General features: G+C 63.1%; 11 protein-coding genes. 6 read left to right on the top strand and 5 right to left on the bottom strand.

The annotated features are described in order from the left end of the window. The first annotated feature begins 40 nt into the window (after positions 1–40). Positions 41–2,776 (top strand): MGH1-like glycoside hydrolase domain-containing protein, encoded by a 2,736-nt coding sequence (locus tag ACYQ47_RS04390; protein WP_459904591.1) that lies wholly within the window; start codon positions 41–43, stop codon positions 2,774–2,776. 455 nt (positions 2,777–3,231) lie between these two features. On the opposite strand, the gene ACYQ47_RS04385 is transcribed toward ACYQ47_RS04390, so the two are convergent. Continuing rightward, positions 3,232–5,553, bottom strand: coding sequence for an FdhF/YdeP family oxidoreductase (locus ACYQ47_RS04385; RefSeq protein ID WP_459904590.1), 2,322 nt, complete (start codon positions 5,551–5,553; stop codon positions 3,232–3,234). 142 nt (positions 5,554–5,695) lie between these two features. On the opposite strand from ACYQ47_RS04385, the gene ACYQ47_RS04380 reads away from it, so the two are divergent. From ACYQ47_RS04380 to pdxR, 3 genes are all read left to right on the top strand, one after another. Then, positions 5,696–7,153: an aminotransferase-like domain-containing protein gene (locus tag ACYQ47_RS04380; protein WP_459904589.1), complete on the top strand. Its 1,458-nt coding sequence runs from the start codon at positions 5,696–5,698 to the stop codon at positions 7,151–7,153. Further along, positions 7,154–7,417, top strand: a complete 264-nt coding sequence (locus ACYQ47_RS04375) for a helix-turn-helix domain-containing protein (protein WP_459904587.1) — start codon at positions 7,154–7,156, stop codon at positions 7,415–7,417. Between the two features lie 77 nt (positions 7,418–7,494). After that, a complete protein-coding gene (pdxR, locus tag ACYQ47_RS04370; protein ID WP_310393492.1) occupies positions 7,495–8,946 on the top strand; it encodes a MocR-like pyridoxine biosynthesis transcription factor PdxR in 1,452 nt (483 codons plus the stop codon). Between the two features lie 62 nt (positions 8,947–9,008). Here pdxR and ACYQ47_RS04365 read toward each other — a convergent pair whose 3' ends face one another. The 3 genes from ACYQ47_RS04365 to ACYQ47_RS04355 form a co-directional block, all read right to left on the bottom strand. Next, the gene (locus ACYQ47_RS04365; RefSeq protein WP_310393490.1) at positions 9,009–10,151 is read right to left on the bottom strand and encodes a TAXI family TRAP transporter solute-binding subunit; all 1,143 of its coding nucleotides are present in this window, start codon (positions 10,149–10,151) and stop codon (positions 9,009–9,011) included. 534 nt (positions 10,152–10,685) lie between these two features. After that, entirely contained in the window at positions 10,686–12,830 is a 2,145-nt protein-coding gene (locus tag ACYQ47_RS04360) for a zinc ribbon domain-containing protein (protein ID WP_459904586.1), read from the bottom strand. Positions 12,831–13,557: 727 nt separating this feature from the next. Continuing rightward, entirely contained in the window at positions 13,558–15,141 is a 1,584-nt protein-coding gene (locus tag ACYQ47_RS04355; protein WP_244829421.1) for an aldehyde dehydrogenase (NADP(+)), read from the bottom strand. Between the two features lie 165 nt (positions 15,142–15,306). Here ACYQ47_RS04355 and ACYQ47_RS04350 point away from each other — a divergent pair, with 165 nt between their 5' ends. Continuing rightward, positions 15,307–16,242, top strand: a complete 936-nt coding sequence (locus ACYQ47_RS04350; RefSeq protein ID WP_459904585.1) for a LysR family transcriptional regulator — start codon at positions 15,307–15,309, stop codon at positions 16,240–16,242. A 239-nt stretch (positions 16,243–16,481) separates the two neighbouring features. Continuing rightward, complete coding sequence (locus ACYQ47_RS04345; RefSeq protein ID WP_250467321.1) at positions 16,482–17,711, top strand: sensor histidine kinase; 1,230 nt, start codon at positions 16,482–16,484, stop codon at positions 17,709–17,711. A 213-nt stretch (positions 17,712–17,924) separates the two neighbouring features. Here the strand turns inward: ACYQ47_RS04345 and ahpF are convergent, their stop codons facing one another. Continuing rightward, a complete protein-coding gene (gene ahpF, locus ACYQ47_RS04340; RefSeq protein WP_250510166.1) occupies positions 17,925–19,499 on the bottom strand; it encodes an alkyl hydroperoxide reductase subunit F in 1,575 nt (524 codons plus the stop codon). Positions 19,500–19,593: the final 94 nt, after the last annotated feature.

Genomic DNA, 19,593 nt, shown 5'->3' with positions numbered 1-19,593 from the left:
TGCCCGCGGCATCGAACGCCGCTCATCAGGAGAAATATCCATGCCGAAATCGCGCGCCGTCAATCAGATCGACACCGTCGAAGGCTCGCGTCTGCATTCGAGCGATTGCCCGCGCTGGCAACGCTGGGGACCGTATCTGAGCGAACGGCAATGGGGCACGGTGCGCGAGGATTACAGCGATAACGGCACCGCGTGGGATTACTTTCCGCACGATCACGCGCGCAGCCGGGCGTATCGCTGGGGCGAGGACGGCATCGCCGGATTCGGCGACGACAAGCTCAACTGGTGCGTCTCGCTCGCCTTGTGGAACGGCGCCGATCCGATCATCAAGGAACGGCTTTTCGGGCTCACCAACGAGCAGGGCAATCATGGCGAGGATGTGAAGGAGTTGTACTTTTACATCGACGGCACGCCGACGCACTCGTACATGCGCATGCTCTACAAGTATCCGCATGCGGCGTTTCCTTATTCCGATCTCATCGAGGAAAACGCGCGGCGCGGCGCGGACAAGCCCGAATACGAAGTGCTCGATACCGGCGTGTTCGACGATGGCCGCTACTTCGACGTGCAGGTGGAATACGCGAAGCACACGGCGGACGACATCGTCATGCGCGTGAAAGTGGAGAATCGCGCGGACTGCGCCGCTACCATCGACGTCATGCCGCAAATGTGGGCGCGCAATACGTGGTCGTGGAAGAAAGTGTCCGATAAACCCTCGCTGAAACTTCAGACGGTGAACGGCGTGACCTATGTCGCGGCGGAACACGGCGGACACGAACAGATGGTACTCACGGCATGGTCGCCGGATACGCCCGATGTCGAATGGCTCTTCTGCGAGAACGAGACCAACGTCAAGCGTCTTTTCAACATGGAGGGTCCGGGTCCGTTCAAGGATGGCGTGAACGACTACATCGTCCAAAAGGACGAACACGCGATTCGCCGCGACACCGGCACGCGCGCGACGGCTCGCGCGCATCTCGAGATCGCGCCATTCGGGACGGCGACAGTGTTCATGCGCTGGCGTCCCGAATCCGCGCCCGACACCGTGCCGCTCGATGCCGACGCGCTCTTCGCGCGCCGTATCGCGGAAGCCGACGAGTTCTACGGCGCGTTGCAGCACGACATCACCGACGCCGATCAGCGGCTCGTGCAACGTCAGGCGCTCGCCGGCATGCTGTGGTCGAAGCAGTATTACCAATTCGACGTTACGCGCTGGCTCGACGGCGATCCGCTGCAGCCTACGCCGCCGCAATCGCGCCGTCGCGGGCGCAATGCGGAGTGGCGGCATCTGTGCAACGCGGACATCGTGTCGATGCCCGACAAGTGGGAATATCCGTGGTACGCGTCGTGGGATCTCGCGTTCCATGCGGCCGCCTTCGCATTGATCGATCCGGAGTTCGCCAAACGCCAGATGCTGCTGCTCGTGAAGGACCGTTATCAGCATCCGAATGGCCAGTTGCCCGCCTACGAATGGGCTTTCGGCGACGCCAATCCGCCCGTGCACGCGTGGGCGACGTGGCGCGTCTACGAGATCGACCGCGCGATCACCGGCAAGGGCGACCGCGACTTCCTGGAACTCGTGTTCCACAAGCTGCTGCTCAACTTCTCGTGGTGGGTCAACCGCAAGGACGCCGACGACCGCAACATCTTCCAGGGCGGCTTTCTCGGGCTGGATAACGTCGGCATCTTCGATCGCTCGTCGCCGCTGCCGACAGGCGGTCATATCGATCAGGCCGATGGCACCGCATGGATGGCCGCGTACGCGCTCGACCTCATGCGTATCGCGCTCGAACTGGCCTACGCGAACAAGGTGTTCGTGGATATCGCGGTGAAGTTCTTCGAGCACTTCCTGTATATCGCGGAAGCCGTGAGCTGCGAGGACGACTGCGACACGGGTTTGTGGGACGGCGAGGACGAGTTCTTCTACGACAAGCTGCGTCTGCCGGACGGCTCGAATGTACCGATGCGCGTACGGTCCATCGTCGGGCTCATTCCCATGTTCGCCGTGCACGTGCTCGAACCGAACGTGCACAAGGCGCTGCCGGGACTGCGCGACCGGCTGCACTGGTTCCTCGAACATCGGCCGGATCTCGCGCGGCTCGTGTCGCGCTGGAATATCGCGGGGCAGGGCAATAGCGTGCTGCTGTCGCTGTTGCGCGGGCATCGCATGAAGGCGCTGCTCAGACGCATGCTCGACGAAAGCGAGTTTCTTTCCGACCACGGCGTGCGCGCGCTGTCGCGGGTGCATCGCGACAATCCGTTCGTGTTCTATCACAACGGTGACAGCTTCTCGGTGCAGTATCTGCCGGCCGAGTCGAACTCGCGCGTGTTTGGCGGCAACTCGAACTGGCGCGGGCCGATCTGGATGCCGGTGAACTATCTGCTCATCGCGTCGCTGCACGAATTTCATCGCTATTACGGCGATGATTTCCGCGTAGAATACCCGACCGGCTCGGGACAAAAGTTTTCGCTGAAACAGATCGCCGACGAACTCGCGCGCCGTCTGACCACGCTCTTCTTGCTCGACAAGAACGGCGAACGTCCGGTGATGGCGGCGTATCCGCAACTCCAGGCGGACTCGCGTTCGCGCGATCTCGTGTTGTTCCACGAATACTTTCACGGCGACAACGGACGCGGCGTGGGCGCATCGCATCAGACCGGCTGGAGCGGGCTCGTCGCGTTGCTGTTGCAGCCCTTGGCGATGGGACCGTCAGGCGTCGTGCCGCTCGCCGGCGAAACCGATGCCGAGGTGCAGGAGTTTGCCGGCGCCAAGTAACGGTCCGTCATCGTCGCTAAAAGTCAACCTCTGCCATCCGGCTGATAGTTAGGAAAAGTCGTATATCGCTTGCGTCTCCATCTGCGTAAGTTTGCGAAAACGCAAACTTGAGGACGGTTTGGAGATAAAAATGAAACAAACTACGCAAGGATATTCTGTCAGCGGCTACCAGACCGAATGGGGCGCCGCAACCCGCCAACGGACCGAGAATCAGGACAGTCCGCCCTACAAAATGGTCGTGGTGGTGTTCGCGGCGGCCATGCTGGGCGGCGCTTATGTGTCGGCCACGCTGCAAAGCATCGCGCTCGGCTGGATGGCGGGCGTCGGCATTCTGGGCGCGCTCGGCGCCGTCATTCACCGCTGGTGCACGGGTCCCGATGCGCTGGAGCGCCGCCTGAACGCACGCGCCCGCGCGCGTCACAACGCGGTGGCCCGGTGCGGCATCAACTTCGATCTCAAGCAGCAGCGCTCTGGCGGATTTCGTTCGCGGAACTCAGCAACACGGGAATGGACTTCGAAGTCGGCGTCCCGGCACCATCAGCAGTGGACGACAACGGCACTAGCGGGTTGGTCTCAGGATAGTATGCGCCCAGGCATCCACGAGGAATGTCGTACGCAACGAGGGTGAAGCCGTCCACCTGGCGCACGACATCGTCATCCCAGACACTCGTGATATCCACGAGGTCGCCCGGTTCGAAGCCGAGCATGTCGATATCCTCGCGGTTCGCAAAGAGCACACGCCGCTGTCCGTACACGCCACGATAGCGGTCGTCGAGTCCGTAGATCGTCGTGTTGTACTGATCGTGCGAGCGCGTGGTCATGAGCGTCATCAGGCGCGCGCCATGCAGGGCGCGGGCGCGGTGAATCGGCGTATCGACGGCAATGGGGTGCACGATGAACTGCGCCTTGCCGCTCGGCGTCTTCCAGACGCGCTCGCGTGAAGCCACGCCCAGATGAAAGCCGCCGGGTTGCTTCAACCGCTCGTTATAGCGCTCGAAGCCCTCGACCACTTTTTCTATACCGTCGCGAATCAGCGCGTAGTCGTTCGCGTGCGCGAGCCAGTCCACCTTGCCCGAACCGAGCGTCGCATGCGCCATGCGCGCGACGATCGCCACCTCGGAAAGCAGATTCGGCGAAGCGGGCTTGTTCATGCCATACGAGATGTGGACCATGCTCATCGAGTCTTCCACGCTCACGCCTTGCGCCACGCCGTTCTGCATGTCGATCTCGGTACGGCCGAGCGTCGGCAGAATGAGCGCGTCGCGGCCATGCACGAGATGGCTGCGATTCAGCTTGGTCGTGATATGCACGGTGAGGTCGCACGAACGCATTGCTTCCCAGGTGCGCGGCGTGTCGGGCGTGGCGATCGAAAAATTGCCGCCCAGCCCGATGAACATCTTCACGCGGCCTTCGAGCATCGCGTGAATGGATTCGACCACGTCGTAACCGTGCTCGCGCGGCGGCTCGAAGTCGTATGCCGCGCCGAGCTTGTCGAGAAACGCCTGCGTCGGCTTTTCCTCGATACCCACCGTGCGATCTCCCTGCACGTTCGAATGGCCGCGCACCGGGCAAAGCCCCGCGCCGCGCCGGCCGATATTGCCGCGCATCATCATCAGGTTGGACAGCAACTGCACGATCGGCACTGAATTCTTGTGCTGCGTGAGGCCCATGCCCCATGTCGAGATGACGGCGCGGCCTTGCGCGTAGATATCGGCGAGCTTCAAGATTTCGTCGATGGCCACGCCCGATTCCGCGACGATCATCTCCCAGTTCTCGGCGCGCAAGTCGGCGGCGAAGCTGTCGAAGCCAACCGTGTGTTGCGCGATGAAATCGACATCGAGCACGCGGGCCTGGCCATTGGCGAGCGCGGCATCGTCGAGTTCGATCACGCGTTTCGCCACGCCCTTGATGAGCGCGAAGTCGCCACCCACTTTCGGGCGGATGAATACGGAGCTGATCTTCACGCCCTTGGGCGAAAGCATGTCGAGTGTGTGCTGCGGGCTCGCGAACCGTTCGAGGCCGCGTTCTTTCAGCGGATTGATCGACACGATGGTCGCGCCGCGTTTCGCGCAGTCGCGCAACTCGCCGAGCATGCGCGGATGGTTGGTCGCCGGATTCTGGCCGAAGAGCAGCAGTGTGTCGGCGTGTTCGAAGTCGTCGAGCGTCACCGTGCCCTTGCCGACGCCCACGGTATGCGGCAGGCCACGGCTCGTTGCCTCGTGGCACATGTTCGAGCAGTCGGGGAAATTGTTCGTGCCGACCATCCGCACGAAGAGCTGGTAAAGGAAAGCGGCTTCGTTGCTTGCGCGGCCGGACGTATAGAACGCGGCCTTGTCCGGATGGTCCAGCTTGTTGATGTGCGATGCGATCAACTCGAACGCCGCGTCCCATTCTATCGGCACATAACGGTCGCGCTTGGCGTCGTAGACAAGCGGGTCGGTTAGGCGGCCATGCTGTTCGAGTTCGTAGTCCGACTGCGCCATCAGCGAAGTCACCGTGTGCTCCTCGAAGAACACGGGCGTGACGCGCTTCGCCGTGGCTTCGGCGGCAACCGCCTTGACGCCGTTTTCGCAGAATTCAAATGTCGATGCATGCGCCCGGTCCGGCCACGCGCACCCGGGGCAGTCGAAGCCATCCGGCTGATTCTGCTTGAAGAGCGTCCGGTAATTGCCGCCCGCGACCTTCTCCTTGACGAGATTGATAGCCACCTGTTTGAGCGCGCCCCAGCCTGCGGCGGGGTGCGTGTACGGTTCGATGCGAGCTTCGGGCTTCTTCATGGTGTGGCGTGTCGACGCACAGGACGATTCGATACGTCGATCCTACTGTTTACCAAATGGCGCGCGGCGCACAGAAAACGTGAAATAGAAGGGATACAGTTGGTAGACTGAACGCCCTCCTTGTTTCGACACGACCGCCGCCGTGACCCTCTACGAAAAGCTCGCCGATGAGATCGAAGCCGCCGTGCGCCGTGGCGTGTTCGCGCCGGGCGAGCGCATTGCGTCGGTGCGGCAGGCGAGCCAGCAGCACGGCGTGAGCATCAAGACCGTGCTGCATGCCTATGCGTTGCTCGAAGGCCGCGGCGTGCTGGAAACGCGTCCGCAATCCGGCTATTTCGTGCGCGCCAGACCCAAGGCCGAAACGCCGCGTGACGAGACGAAGCGCCGCGCGCGTCCCGTGGCGGTGGCTTCCGAAGTGGACGTGAGCCGGCTCGTGCTCGCCACGCTGCGCAGCATCCGCGCGCACGACGCCGTGCCGTTCGGCTCGCCGTATCCCGATCCCGAGCCGTTCCCCTGGCGGCGCATCAACCAGTACGCAAACGCCATCGCGCGGCGGCACACGAGCTGGAATCTCATCGACGATCTGCCGCCCGGCAACCCCGAGCTCATCCGCCAGATCGCGCGGCGCTACGCGGAGAACGGCGTGAGCGTGGACCCGGCCGAAATCGTGATTACGGTCGGCGCGACCGAAGCGATCAATCTGAGTTTGCAGGCGGTCGCGAAGCCGGGCGATACCGTGGCCGTCGAGTCGCCAACGTATTACGCGATGCTGCACGCCATCGAGCGGCTCGGCATGCGCGCAATCGAGGTGCCGACGCATGCCGTCGATGGCATCGACATCAAGGCGCTGGCGCAGATCATCGGCAAAAGAAAGATTGCTGCTTGCATGGTGATGCCGAATTTTCAGAACCCGCTCGGCTTTCTGATGCCGGATGCGCGCAAGCGGCAACTCGTCGAATTGCTGAGCGAGCACGAGATACCGGTGATCGAAAACGACGTGTATCACGAGCTCTATTTCGGCGATGCGCGGCCTACGACACTCAAAAGTTTCGATACCAAGGGGCTCGTGCTTCACTGCGCGTCGTTTTCGAAGAGTCTCACGGCGTCGTATCGAATCGGCTGGGCGATGCCGGGACGTTTCCGCGCGCAAGTCGAGAAGCTCAAGTTCCTCAACACGCTGACCACGCCTTCGGTGCCGCAAGTCGCCGTCGCCGATTATCTTCGTCAGGACGGTTACGACCGGCATCTGCGCGGCGTGCGCAAGCTCTATCAGCAACAGGCGCGCATCATGCGTGCGATGGTCGAGCGCTTCTTTCCGGCGGGCACGCACACGTCCGCGCCACAGGGCGGTTATGTGCTTTGGGTCGAATTGCCGGAGCGCGTCGATTCGATGCAGCTTTATCGCGCGGCGCTCGAATGCGGTATCACGGTCGGGCCGGGCTATATGTTCTCGACGCGCAATGCCTTCAGCCACTTCATTCGCCTGAACTACAGCTATCCGTGGACCGCGCAGAGCGAGGCGGCGTTGCAGCGTTTGGGCGAACTCGTCGGCGAAATCGATCGGCGCGCGGCACGAGACGACATAGAGAAGGAGACATAGATGAGCGATGACATCGATCCCATACTCGTCGCCGTTCTGGCGCAACTCTGGCGCGCGCGTCGGGAGAGCCCGGAGAAACCGCGGTCGCTTGCGAAGTTGGCGAAGCAGTCCGATTTGCCGATGAGCGCGTTGCGGCGGCAGCTTACCGGGCTCGCGGATGCGGGGCTGATCGAGATGACGATCACGGAAGAGGGCGCGGGAAGTGCGTGGTTGAGCGCCGAAGGGGTGACGTTATGTGCGGCGGTGTTTGGGGCGGAAGGGTGAGGCGAACGCGGCGCTGGCCTTGTGAAAGCATCAAAATCCATTCATCCTAGGTAGCCACGCTCAATCGGTGCTTCACCTTGGACATCCACATCACCCTGCACGGCCGTCACGACCTCACGGGCCAGATCTACGGCCAGTTGCGCGCGGGCATCATCGAAGGGCGGCTTGCCGCTCATGCGCGCCTGCCGTCCACGCGCGATCTCGCCGCGCAGCTCGGCGTGTCTCGCAAGACGACGCTCGATGTATTCGATCGCCTGATCGCCGAAGGTTTTCTTCGCACTCGCGCCGGCGATGGGACCTTCGTCGCCGATGGCCTCACGCGTCTGCCCGCCGCCCGCGCCGAGCCGACCTCGGCGCGGGCCCGCGCCACCGGCATCTGGCGCAAGATGCCCGAACGCATGTCGATGCCCATGCCGCCCGCCGACATCACGCTCGACTGCGATTTCAAGGGCGGCGTGACCGACAAGACGCTTTTCCCCTTCGATGCCTGGCGCCGCTGCGTCAACCAGGCGCTGCGCACGCAGGCGCGCACGGGCGGCGGCGTGGCGTCGTATCGCGATCCGGCCGGCGAGCAGGAGCTACGGCTCGGCATTGCGCGCTATCTGGCGTTCAGCCGCGCGGTGGTGTGCAACTGGCAGGACGTCCTCGTGACGCAAGGCGCCCAGCAGGCGCTCGATCTGCTCGCGCGCGTGGTGGTCCAGCCGGGCGATGTCGTCGCGATGGAAGAGCCGGGTTATCCGCCTGCGCGCGCCATCTTCTCGGCGCTGCACGCGCGCATTGCGCACGTTCCCGTCGATGAGCACGGGATCGTCGTGGACAAGTTGCCGCGCAATACACGGCTCGTCTACGTGACGCCGTCGCATCAGTTTCCGCTCGGCATGCCGATGAGTCTCGCGCGCCGGATCGAACTGCTCGAATGGGCAGCCAAACGCGGCGCGGTGATCGTCGAGGATGACTACGACGGCGAGTTTCGCTTCGAAGGGCGGCCGGTCGAGTCGCTGAAGAGCCTGGATCATGCAGGGTTGGTCGCGTATGTCGGCACGTTCTCGAAGACGCTTTTTCCGGATTTAAGGATTGGCTACGTGGTGCCGCCCGCGACGCTTTCCGAGCCGCTCTGGAACGCGCGGCAAGTTTGCGATCTGCACGGCTGCATGCTCACGCAGACAGCGCTCGGCGCCTTCATGCTGGATGGCGAATATGCGAAACATTTGCGCCGCATGCACAAGGCGTATGCGCAACGCCGTGCCGCGTTGATCGCGCATCTGACTGGCGCTCTTGCGCACTGGTTCGAGCCGATGCCATCGACGGCCGGCATCCATCTGGTCGCGCGGCTTTTAGAGCCGTGGCAGGAAGCGCGCGTGGTCGCGGCGGCGCGCGAGGCGCAAGTGGGGTTGTACGGCATCGCGCCGTTTTATGCGGGCAAGCCGCTCTTGCAAGGCGTGTTGCTTGGATATGGCGGGACGAGCGTCCCGGCTATCGAGCGTGGGTTGAAGCGGCTGGCGGGGGTTATGGCGGCGATGGGGGCGTAGGCGCTTGTTTGCGTATCGCGCGACGCGCTGTCGTCATGCAGACAACAGCGCGTGCGTTCACGTCATTGATCGCACAGCAACAACACCTTCTCCTGCGCGGTGCAACTTGCTTTCTTCATTTTTGGCGCGGCGCCATCCGTCGAACGCGCCAATACGGTCTGCGCGCCGCCTTGCGATTGCTGCGCGAGCGCCGCGCGCTTGGCGATGCACGACCGCAAATGCTTTTCAACCGGCGGATAGTATTTCCAGCCCTTCGTCAGCGGCGGCAGTTCGAGATGCACCTGTTTCCACTTCGGATGCCCGCTCGCCTGCAGCGTATCGAAGTTCGTGCAGAGCGAATCGGCGAATTTCGACATCGCGCCGACGGTGCCGCGCAGACCATAGTCATACGTCACGAGGAACGCCTTGACGGTGAGCGTCGGCGTGTCCTCCTGAATCCAGTTCGGATAGCTCGATGTGCGGATCGTCGCCGGGAAATACGTTTGCTTGGCGCGCGCGGTTTCAGGCGCGGCCGGGTCCAGACGCAACAGCTTGATCTGCTGCAGCAGTTCCGGATTCATGTCCTGGAAGAGCTTGGCAGGCTGTCCCGCGACGATCACCGCGACGTCGATCTTGCGCACGATCAGCTTCGCGAGCGCGTCCTCGTTGCTATAGTGCTGCGCGTTCTGATCGGCGATAGGTTCGCCGAACATCAGCCGATACAGCGTCGCCGACGACTGCGCCGTGCCGCTTCCGAGCAGCCCGACGCTAATGTTCTTGTCCTTGATTTCCTGGATGTACTTGAGCGGCGAATCCGAACGCACGACGAAGTAAATCTCTTCGTCGTAAAGCGGCATGATGAGGCGCAGCGGCTTGATGATATTGCCGGCATCGGCGTTACCGGACGCGGCCATATCGACGTAAGCCTGATACACGTCCGACTGAACGAGTGCGAATTTCACGCCGGGTTCATAGCGCATGCGCTGCACGTTTTCCGCAGATCCCTTGGAAGAAAGCACTTCCAGCTCCATGCCGGCTGGGTCGGCCACGTACTTGGACAGGTCCTGACCGATCTGAATATACGTGCCGCGATCCGGCCCGGTAGTGATTTTGTAGGGCACGGCGTCGGCGGCGAAACTCGTCCCCGTGACGCTTGCGAGACCAATTACGGCAAGGAGGGCAAGCGCGCCTCGCGCGGCGTTCCGCATGATTTTCGTGGAGAACATGATTGACCCTCGATTCTTGAGTTGGACGGGTGCTGTGGAACACGCGCGATGCGAGAGCGTCGCATCGTGCGAAATCGGTTATGCGTTTCTGCGCGCGGGCTAGTTCTAGCCGATGCAGTTTGTTCTGGCGACTCTTTCCGTTCGCGAGATGCCGGGTTCTTTCCGGGCACGCTGTGCCAAAAAAGCTTTGTCTCCGTGAATGCTTTTTTCCTGATTTGCTTCGTTCTTTGGATGCTTGTTTCTTGCTCGCACACCCGCCGATTTGCGTCGTCTCTTCCGTCGAGTCTCGTCTCCCGAGACATCGCCGCTGTGGAAGCGATTTGATATTCGAGACCTCGCTCCTTCAAAGGTGCTTCGTTTCCCGAGTCGGGCTTCCTCAGATTCGCGTCGTTACCCGAGACTTTTCTATTTCTGAAGCGCTCTCTTTGGAGCCGCTTCAATTTCGCAAGACGCTTTGCTTGCGTGGTTGCCTTTCACCCGCAGAGCGCCGAATTATCAGTCAATGCGCTCTTCCATGTTTCTATCTCCCCATCTTCACGGCGCCGACTTCGAAGCCCCGCCGCCGCTCGTCCAACCGTATTGCTTGATGGCGCGTTCCAGTTCTTCGGTCTTGTCCGCGTCCATATGCGCCGATACGTTCGATGCGCCAAACGACGCGGCAGCGCGCGGGCTTGCTGCGGGCGGGCTGATCGCGGGCGCGGCGGCGAGTTGAGCTTGCGGCGTGGTATTGCGCACGGCGACAGGCGTCGCGCCAGTCGCCGTCGATGACGTCGATGCATGCGGTGCGGCACCCGACGCCGACGGCGCAACATACATCCCGTTGGACGTGCCGCCGCGATTGGACGTCGCATCGTACATGCCGTTATTCGATGCGCCGCCGCCCGTCGCGGTCGCTCCGCGATTCTGCGGCGCGACGTACATCTCATCGCTTGCGTTGGCGTGATTGGCGGAAGAGGCATCGTACAGGCCGGTCGACGCGGTATTGCGCGTCGCGCCGGTTTGAGGTGCGGGCCGCGTGTTGGCTGCCATGGCGGCGGGCGCGGTGCGACTCGTCCCCGGAGGCGGCGCAGCGGTGGCTGGCGCCGTGCGCGTCGCCGTGGTCGTCACGGGCGCGGGCGTCAGCACAGCAACCGAAGGAGCGGCCGTGCCTGCAACAGCGGAAGGCGCGGGCGTCGTGGAAGAAGGCACGGCAGGCGCTGTCGTCGCTGCCGTTGTCCTTGCGGCAGGCAAGGCATTGCCGGAAGTCGCGGGTGCCACCGTCGCCGTCGCAGCGGACGGTGCGAACATCTTCGCGGCAGGCAATTCAACGGCCGAAGTCGCAGGCGCATTGGCCGGGGCAACGTTAGCCGTAGCAGCAGGCCCAACCGTCGCCGCGGTAATGGCATTCGTAGCCGCCTGAGCCCGCGCGATCTTCTCCGCGCGCGAATCAGTCGATGCATCCCGCGCTTCGTCGATGGCATCCCGCCGTGCCGCCGCTGCCGTTCCGCGCTGCGCGGCGTGCCGCTCAACCACGGTCTTCGGCGCGATGGTCACGGTCTTGACCGGCGGCGTCGCAACTTCCACGTTCGCAGTGGTCGCAGGCTTGCCGACGTTGGCGGCAACCACGCTGGCAGGCGCGGCGGGCGCCGGGGCAGCAGCCGTCACCGCCGATGGCAGCGGCTTCTTCGCGCCCGCAGGCGTCGCGACCATCCAGCCCGCGTGCGAGATGACGCGTTCTAGCATCGCTTGCGACTCGCCGTTGCCTCCATCGATAGCGAGCGCTTCGCCCGCGTTCTGCTGCACACACGACCATGCCGAAGTCCGCTCGCAGGCCCGCGCCAGTTGCAGCGCGGCGTCGCGTTGCAACTCGCGCTTCGCGAGTTCGTCTTTCATCGAATCGTAGTCGGGGCGCGTCTGCAATGACGCGGGAACGGTCTTGAGGCGCGCGCGCGCCAGCGTCAGGTCGTGCTGATCCAGCGCAAGGCGCACGCTGCGCAGCGTATCGCCGGAAACGGACGCACGGGCATCGGCCGAGGCATTGCCCGCGCCTGTCGCCACATTGGGGTTCACGTTCGGCGCGGTACCCGGCACGAGCGAGCTGAATCTGGAATCGATCGCGCCGGAGACACTGTGATCGGCGGACGGCGAGGCGTCGTCATCGTTCGAATCGCCGTATTGCAGATAAGCGGCCGCGCCGAGCGCGAGCACGACCGAACAAACGCCCGCGATGACCGTCTTGCGCTTCGACCAGGATTCGGAGCCGGGCAGCGCGTCGGGATCGCGGCCGGTGTTCGCATAAGCGCTGCGCGCGGATTCCTCCAGGCGCTTCGCCCGATGCTCCGCCGCCTTTTGCGCGATACGTTCGCTCGCGCGTTTCGGGTCCCAACCCGCGGGCCAGCCGCGTTCGGTTGCGGGCTCCTCCGGCAGCGCGCCGGAAGGGGAGGCGCCGGCGCCAGCCGATGCGGCGGCGGGAGCCGTTGCCGAGGTCGACATCGACGGAAGCGGTTTGGAAAGCGTCTGCTCGAACATGTTGACGCGCGGCCGTTCTTGCGGTGCGGCGGCCTGGCGCGGTTGAGCGGACGCGGCGTTACGATCCGCGCCGCAGTTTGGACAACTGTCGGCGTTTTTGCGCATCGTGCTGCCGCAACGCTGGCAGACGACGGAGAACATGGATGCAGGAAACGTCAGACGCGTGGTCATGCTTTTAAGCCCTCGAAGGACATGTGCGATAACGTGGCCGCTTGAGTGCCTATACTGGCTTCGGACCGCTCGCAATCGCGCGCGCGAAGTCCTGCGGCAACAATCCTTCGTATCGTTTGTCGGGCGCGAATGAATGTCGAATGAACATCGACTGCGTGCGTCCGAAAAACGAAAGTCCGAATATCGTTGAAGCGAGTTCGGACGTCAATCGCGTTTCGCACCTACCTCGGGCCGCCTGAATTTAAGCGACTACATCATCGCGCCGGCGGCACGCGAAACTCCGTGCTCCCAGCGCGCCTCGTAACCGCGCCTTTCGATGGCGCTGGCCCTCGTGTCGATACGAAAACGCGGCAGGGACTGGTGCGCCCGCGTTGCCGTTTCAGGGCTTCGCGGCCAAGCGCCACGCATCGCTCTCTCACAATGTTTTTGACATTCTGGGCGCGCGGCGGCGGTTTCGTGACGCCAATCCTTAGCCTATAACCGACAAGGGCGAACGACCGCGCGATAACCCACTGATGCAAAAGCAGTTAGGGCGCGAAATGAAACCCGTTCGCACGTTGCATGGCGGATACGAACTGCCTCGCGCGCGGGCGCGAACGTTTGCGCCGTGCGTGAGCGAAAGTGCGGACAATTTAGCCATCCGAAGCAATTCGCGATAAGCGGAAGGCCGCGACGCGAACCCGGAAGTTCAGCGCCGCGGCCTCGATTTGCAGCTTATGCGACCGGCTTATTCAGCCAGTTGCAACTTGCCGTCGATACGGCGATTCAGACCCAGCGGATTCTCGGTCTTCAGCGCGTCGGGCAGAAGCGCATCCGGCAGGTCCTGATAGCTCACCGGACGCAGGAAGCGGTTGATCGCGAGGCTGCCGACCGAGGTCGAACGGCCATCCGCCGTGGACGGATACGGGCCGCCGTGAACCATCGCGTGGCCCACTTCGACGCCCGTGCCAAAACCGTTCACCAGAATGCGGCCCGTGCGGCGTTCGAGCGCCGGGAGGAAGTCGCGCGCTTCGGCGTAATCGGCTTCGTCGATATGCAGCGCCGACGTCAACTGGCCTTCGAGCGATTCGATCAGGTCCAGCATCGTCTTCTGATCCGGGCAGCGCACCACCAGCGACGACGCGCCGAAAATCTCTTCCTGCAGCGCGTGGTTCTTGAGGAAGTTCGCAGCCGTGGTCGAGAACAGCGCCGACTGGCCTTGATTGTCGCTCTTCGCTTCGACGCCGCGCGCGAGCGTCTTCACGTCCGCCTGGCTCGAAGCCTTGTCGATCGCGCCTTCGTACGCCTTGTGGATGCCCGGCGTGAGCATGGTCTGCGCAGCCGTCTCCGTCAGCGCCGCCGATGCCGCCGCGATGAACTTGTCCAGGTCAGGACTATCGACGGCGAGGATCAGGCCGGGGTTCGTGCAGAACTGGCCCGCGCCGAGCACGAGCGATTGCACGAATGCCTTCGCGATGGCTTCGCCGCGGTTCTTGAGCGCGGCCGGGAACAACACGACCGGGTTGATGCTGCTCATTTCCGCATAGACGGGAATGGGTTCCTTACGCTCGGCGGCGAGCTTCATCAGCGCCGTACCGCCTCCGCGCGAGCCCGTGAAGCCTGCTGCCTTGATGCGGTTGTCCTTGACGAGGCCCTGGCCGATGTCACGACCGCTGTCGAACAGCAGCGAGAACGTGCCTTCGGGCATGCCGCAGTCCTTCACGGCCTTTTGCACCGCGCGGCCGACGAGTTCCGCCGTGCCTGGATGCGCCGAGTGCGCCTTGACGATCACCGGGCAGCCCGCGGCGAGCGCGGAAGCCGTATCGCCGCCCGCGACCGAGAACGCCAGCGGGAAGTTGCTCGCGCCGAACACGGCGACCGGGCCGACGCCGATGTGACGCAGACGCAGATCGACGCGCGGCAGCGGCTTGCGTTCGGGTTGCGCCGGGTCGATGCGCACGCCGAGATAGTCGCCGTTACGCACCACTTCCGCGAACATACGCAGTTGACCGACCGTGCGGCCGCGTTCGCCCTCGATCCGTCCGCGCGGCAATCCGCTTTCGATGATGCAGCGCTCGACCAGATCGTCGCCGATGTCGAGGATATTTTGCGCGATGGTTTCGAGGAATTTCGCGCGCGCTTCGGGCGCGGTTTCGCGATATACGTCGAACGCGGCCCAGGCGAGGGCGGCTGCGCGGTCGAGATCGGCGAGCGTGGCGCCTCCGAATGCCGGTTCGATGGCCGCGCCCGTCGACGCGTTGACGGCCTTGATCGAGCCGTTGCTGCCGAAAATGGATTGCTGGCCGATGAGCAGATTGCCTGTGAGTTGCATGGTGTCTCGTCCTTGACTTGAGTGAGTCGTAGCGACTGCGGCGGATGCGAGCGTCGCGCTGCGCCGACTATACGGCGCGAGAGGCGCCGCTGTATAGTGAATCCTTTCCATCGAGTGATCGCTTTCTGGAATCACCCCGCCTTTTTCTTCCGCATCGTTTGTCGCATGAAAAACACCCTGGATGTCCTGATGTCGCGGCTGCGCATGAAGCAATTGCAGTTGCTGATCGCGCTCGACGACCATAAATCGCTGCATAAAGCATCGAGCGCCATGGCGATAACCCAGTCCGCCGCTTCCAAGGCGCTCGCTGAACTCGAATCGATGCTGGAAGCGCCCTTGTTCGAGCGCGCCAAGAGCGGGGTGATTCCCAACCCGTTCGGCCGCGCCGTGGTGCGCTATGCGCGACTGTTGGCCGCCGATCTGAGCGCGCTCTGCCAGGAAGTCGCGCAGATACGCGCGGGCACGGGCGGGCGGCTGACGGTCGGCACGATCATGGGCGCGGTGCCGGGCGTGGTCGCGCCGATCGTCGGCGAGATGCACGCGAAGCATCCGGACCTTGCCATCGAAATTGTCGAGGACACCAGCGCGCGCATGCTCGGCATGCTGGACGACGGCCATGTCGATCTCGTGATCGGCCGCGCAAGCGTGTCGGACCAGCCGACAAAGTACCACTATCAGCCGCTCGCCGACGAACCGCTTGCCATTGTCGTGGGACAGGACCATCCGCGCGTGGCGGGACGCGAAGTCGGGCTCGCGGAACTGGCGGGTCATCGCTGGGTGACGTACCCGAGTTATCTGCCGATGAGCGCGCTGCTCGAACGCGAACTCGACCTCGCCGGCTTGCCGATGCCGGCGAACCCCATCTCCACCGCGTCGCCGCTCGTGACGGTCACGCTTTTGCAGCAGAGCGCGGATATGGTGGCGATATTGCCGGCGAGCGTCGCGAAACTTTTCGAGCGCTACGGCATGTTGCGCATCTTGCCGATCCGCATGAAATCGAAGTCGCAGACGTATGGCATCGTGACGAGAAAGGGAGGCGCGCTGTCGCCGGCCGCGCGCCAGTTCGTGCAGATGCTGCGTGAAAAAGGTCGCCCGCATTGAGGCGTGCGTCGCGCCCGTCCACCTTGTCAATTAGCGAATGCGTTAGCAATTTTGCCCGTTTACGATAGTCGGGTACTCGAACTTTTTGCCTGAAGCTGGGCCTATACTGGCGTGGCATCGCGGCCTTCGAGCTTCGCGCTCCACGGCGGTTTCACCCCAGCACTTCCTTACCAGCACTTCCATACGAGCACCACGCGCCGCACGAGCGGCAACTGGGCGTTGCAATCGAGGAATCGCAGATGGCCGAAACGGCAGCCAACGGCTTGGACGGTCTCGTGGCTTCGTTGCGCGAGCAGCGGACCGCGCTGACTGAAAAATGGATGAAGCTCGTGTTCGGGGATCAGGAAGTCGAACACTCGGATCAGCTCACGTACCGGCAACTGGCGGACCACTTGCCGGAAGTCTTCGAGGAAATCTGCGTCGTGCTCGAATCGCGTAATTTGCGCGATCAGGAAGGCGTCATCGAACAAAACGCGCGGCAGCACGGGCAATGGCGTTGGCAGCAAGGGTATCGCATCGACGAACTGGTGCGCGAGCTCGACCTGTTCCGCCAGATTTTGCTTCAGGCGATTGGCGATTACGCCGCCGCGCACACGGATCTCTCGCGCACGGACGAAGAACACGCGCGGCTCATGACAGATGAAGTGGTGAGCTTCGTCACGCTGGCCTCGATTCGTGAAGCGGTGGGCGAGCGCGATCGCAAGATCGACGAATACACCGGCATGCTGGAGCGCGCGAATTACGAGCTCACGCTGCGTCAGAAGCTGATCAGCGAACTTTACGAAACGCGCATGCAGGTGACGCGCCGCGTCGCGCACGATCTGCGCAATTTCCTCAACGTATTCTCGACGGCGTTGCAACTGCTCGGCCGCTCGCCCGCGAAACGCGAGACGGCGCTTGGGCTCGCCAACCGGCAAGTGTCCGACATGGCGAGTCTCGTCGATGAAATGGTCGAATATTCGAAGGTCCTCGGCGACGATTCGCTGTTGACAGTCGAAGCGTTCGATCTCGTCGGTCTCTTCGACGAACTAATGCAGTTAAACCGCGTCGGCACCGAAGCAAAGGGCCTGAAGCTCGTTGGGCATCTGGAACCGACGCTCGGCACGGTGACATCGAACCGGCTGAAGGTGAAGCAGGTCGCGATCAACTTGCTCTCGAACGCGATTAAATACACGTCGGCGGGCGAAATCGTGTTGACGATCGACGCCGTGGCGGACGACCGCTGGCGCTTGCGCGTGACGGACACAGGTTCGGGCATCGGTACGGCGGATCAGGAGCGCGTGTTCGAGGAATTCGAGCGCGCGGCCGAGGACGATATTCCCGGCACGGGGCTTGGGCTTGCCATCGTGAAGGAACTGTCGCGTGCGCTCGAGGGCGAGTTGCGTTTCCAGTCGGTGAAAGGACATGGAAGCGTGTTCGAAGTGATCTTTCCGCTGGTGCTCGAGCCGAAAGCGAAGTCGGCAAGCTGAGGGTGGGGCGGTTTTCGGCGTGAGCGGGTTTTTGCTCATGAGCGTCATCCCAACCTCGCCCACTCCTTGCCACAGCCGTCTATTTCGGCAGCGCGCTGGAAAAGCGAGCCGAATTGACGCGTGCTTCAAGCGCCAATTCCACCGCAAGCGCAATACAAAAAAAGGCGAACGAGCAGCGCCCGTTTGCCTTTCTCCTTCGCCGCAAGGCAAGCTTTACGCGGCCACCGTCTCTTCTTCCTCGACCGACGCGCGAATCAGATGATCGAACGCGCCAAGCGATGCCTTCGCGCCTTCGCCGACCGCGATCACGATCTGCTTGAACGGTACCGTCGTCACGTCGCCGGCAGCGAATACGCCGGGGATCGAGGTCGCGCCCTTCGCATCGACGATGATCTCGCCATGCTTCGACAGCTCGATCGTGCCCTTCAGCCATTCGGTGTTCGGCACGAGACCGATCTGCACGAACACGCCTTCGAGTTCCACGCGGTGCGAGACGCCCGTTGCCCGGTCCGTGTAGTTCAGGCCGTCGACCTTCTTGCCGTCGCCGGTGATTTCCGTGGTCTGCGCGCTCGTGACGATGGTCACGTTCGACAGGCTGCGCAGCTTCTTTTGCAACACGGCATCGGCGCGCAACTCGTTGCCGAATTCGATCAGCGTCACCGCCGCAACGACACCCGCGAGGTCGATGGCCGCTTCGACGCCGGAATTGCCGCCGCCGATGACCGCCACGCGCTTGCCCTTGAAGAGCGGGCCGTCGCAGTGCGGGCAGTAGGCCACGCCGCGTCCGCGATATTCACGCTCGCCCGGCACGTTGATTTCGCGCCAGCGCGCGCCCGTCGCCAGAATGATGGTCTTTGCCTTCAGGACCGCGCCGCTTGCCAGATGCACTTCGTTGATGCGGCCCGGGATCAGCTTGTCGGCGCGCTGCACGTCCATCACGTCGACTTCGTAGCTCTTGACGTGCTGTTCGAGCGCCGTCGCGAACTTCGGTCCTTCCGTTTCCTGCACGGAGATGAAGTTTTCGATAGCCATCGTGTCCAGCACCTGGCCGCCGAAGCGCTCGGCGACCACGCCGGTCGCAATGCCCTTGCGCGCCGCGTAGATCGCCGCTGCCGCGCCTGCAGGACCGCCGCCGACGATCAGCACGTCGAATACCGGCTTGGTTTCCAGTTGCTTCGCGGCACGCGCGGCTGAGCCCGTATCCAGCTTGGCGAGAATTTCCTTCACGCTGCTGCGGCCCTGGCCGAAGCTGTCGCCGTTCAGGAACATCGTCGGCACGGCCATGATCTGCCGGTCTTCGACTTCCTTCTGGAACAGCGCGCCGTCGATCGCCACGTGCTTGATACGCGGATTGATGATCGCCATCACGTTCAGCGCCTGCACGACTTCCGGGCAGTTCTGGCACGACAGCGAGAAATACGTTTCGAACCGGTAATCGCCGTCGAGCGCGCGAATCTGCTCGATGGTTTCGTCGTCGAGTTTGATCGGATGGCCGCCGGTTTGCAGCAGCGCCAGCACGAGCGACGTGAATTCGTGACCCATCGGGATGCCAGCGAAGTGAATGCCCGCCGCCTTGCCCGGCTCGCCGATGGTGAACGACGGACGGCGTGCCGCAACGTCCTCTTTCTCGACGACGCTGATCCGCGGGGACAGCGTAGCGATTTCGTCGAGCAGGCCTTTCAGCTCACGCGATTTGTCGCTGTCGTCGAGAAAGGCGACGAGCTCGATGGGCCGCGTGACTTTTTCCAGATAGGCTTTCAACTGAGTCTTGAGATTGGCGTCCAGCATGGCGTGTGTCGTTCCCTGACGAGAGTTTTTGGAATCTTTGGACGTACTCCGTCCAAGCGCCGCCATAAAGCGGCGCCGAAACAGAATGCGTGGG

It is taken from the genome of Caballeronia sp. HLA56 (assembly GCF_054655155.1).
The sequence above is the reverse complement of the archived record's forward strand: the minus strand, read 5'-3'. Positions and strand labels throughout refer to the sequence as shown.

Coding starts and splice junctions, on each gene's coding strand:
- ACYQ47_RS04390 (WP_459904591.1), top strand. CDS start 41: ATGCCGAAATCGCGCGCCGTCAATCAGATCGACACCGTCGAAGGCTCG.
- ACYQ47_RS04385 (WP_459904590.1), bottom strand. CDS start 5,553: ATGAAGAAGCCCGAAGCTCGCATCGAACCGTACACGCACCCCGCCGCA.
- ACYQ47_RS04375 (WP_459904587.1), top strand. CDS start 7,154: ATGAGCGATGACATCGATCCCATACTCGTCGCCGTTCTGGCGCAACTC.
- ACYQ47_RS04365 (WP_310393490.1), bottom strand. CDS start 10,151: ATGTTCTCCACGAAAATCATGCGGAACGCCGCGCGAGGCGCGCTTGCC.
- ACYQ47_RS04360 (WP_459904586.1), bottom strand. CDS start 12,830: ATGACCACGCGTCTGACGTTTCCTGCATCCATGTTCTCCGTCGTCTGC.
- ACYQ47_RS04355 (WP_244829421.1), bottom strand. CDS start 15,141: ATGCAACTCACAGGCAATCTGCTCATCGGCCAGCAATCCATTTTCGGC.
- ACYQ47_RS04350 (WP_459904585.1), top strand. CDS start 15,307: ATGAAAAACACCCTGGATGTCCTGATGTCGCGGCTGCGCATGAAGCAA.
- ACYQ47_RS04345 (WP_250467321.1), top strand. CDS start 16,482: ATGGCCGAAACGGCAGCCAACGGCTTGGACGGTCTCGTGGCTTCGTTG.
- ahpF (WP_250510166.1), bottom strand. CDS start 19,499: ATGCTGGACGCCAATCTCAAGACTCAGTTGAAAGCCTATCTGGAAAAA.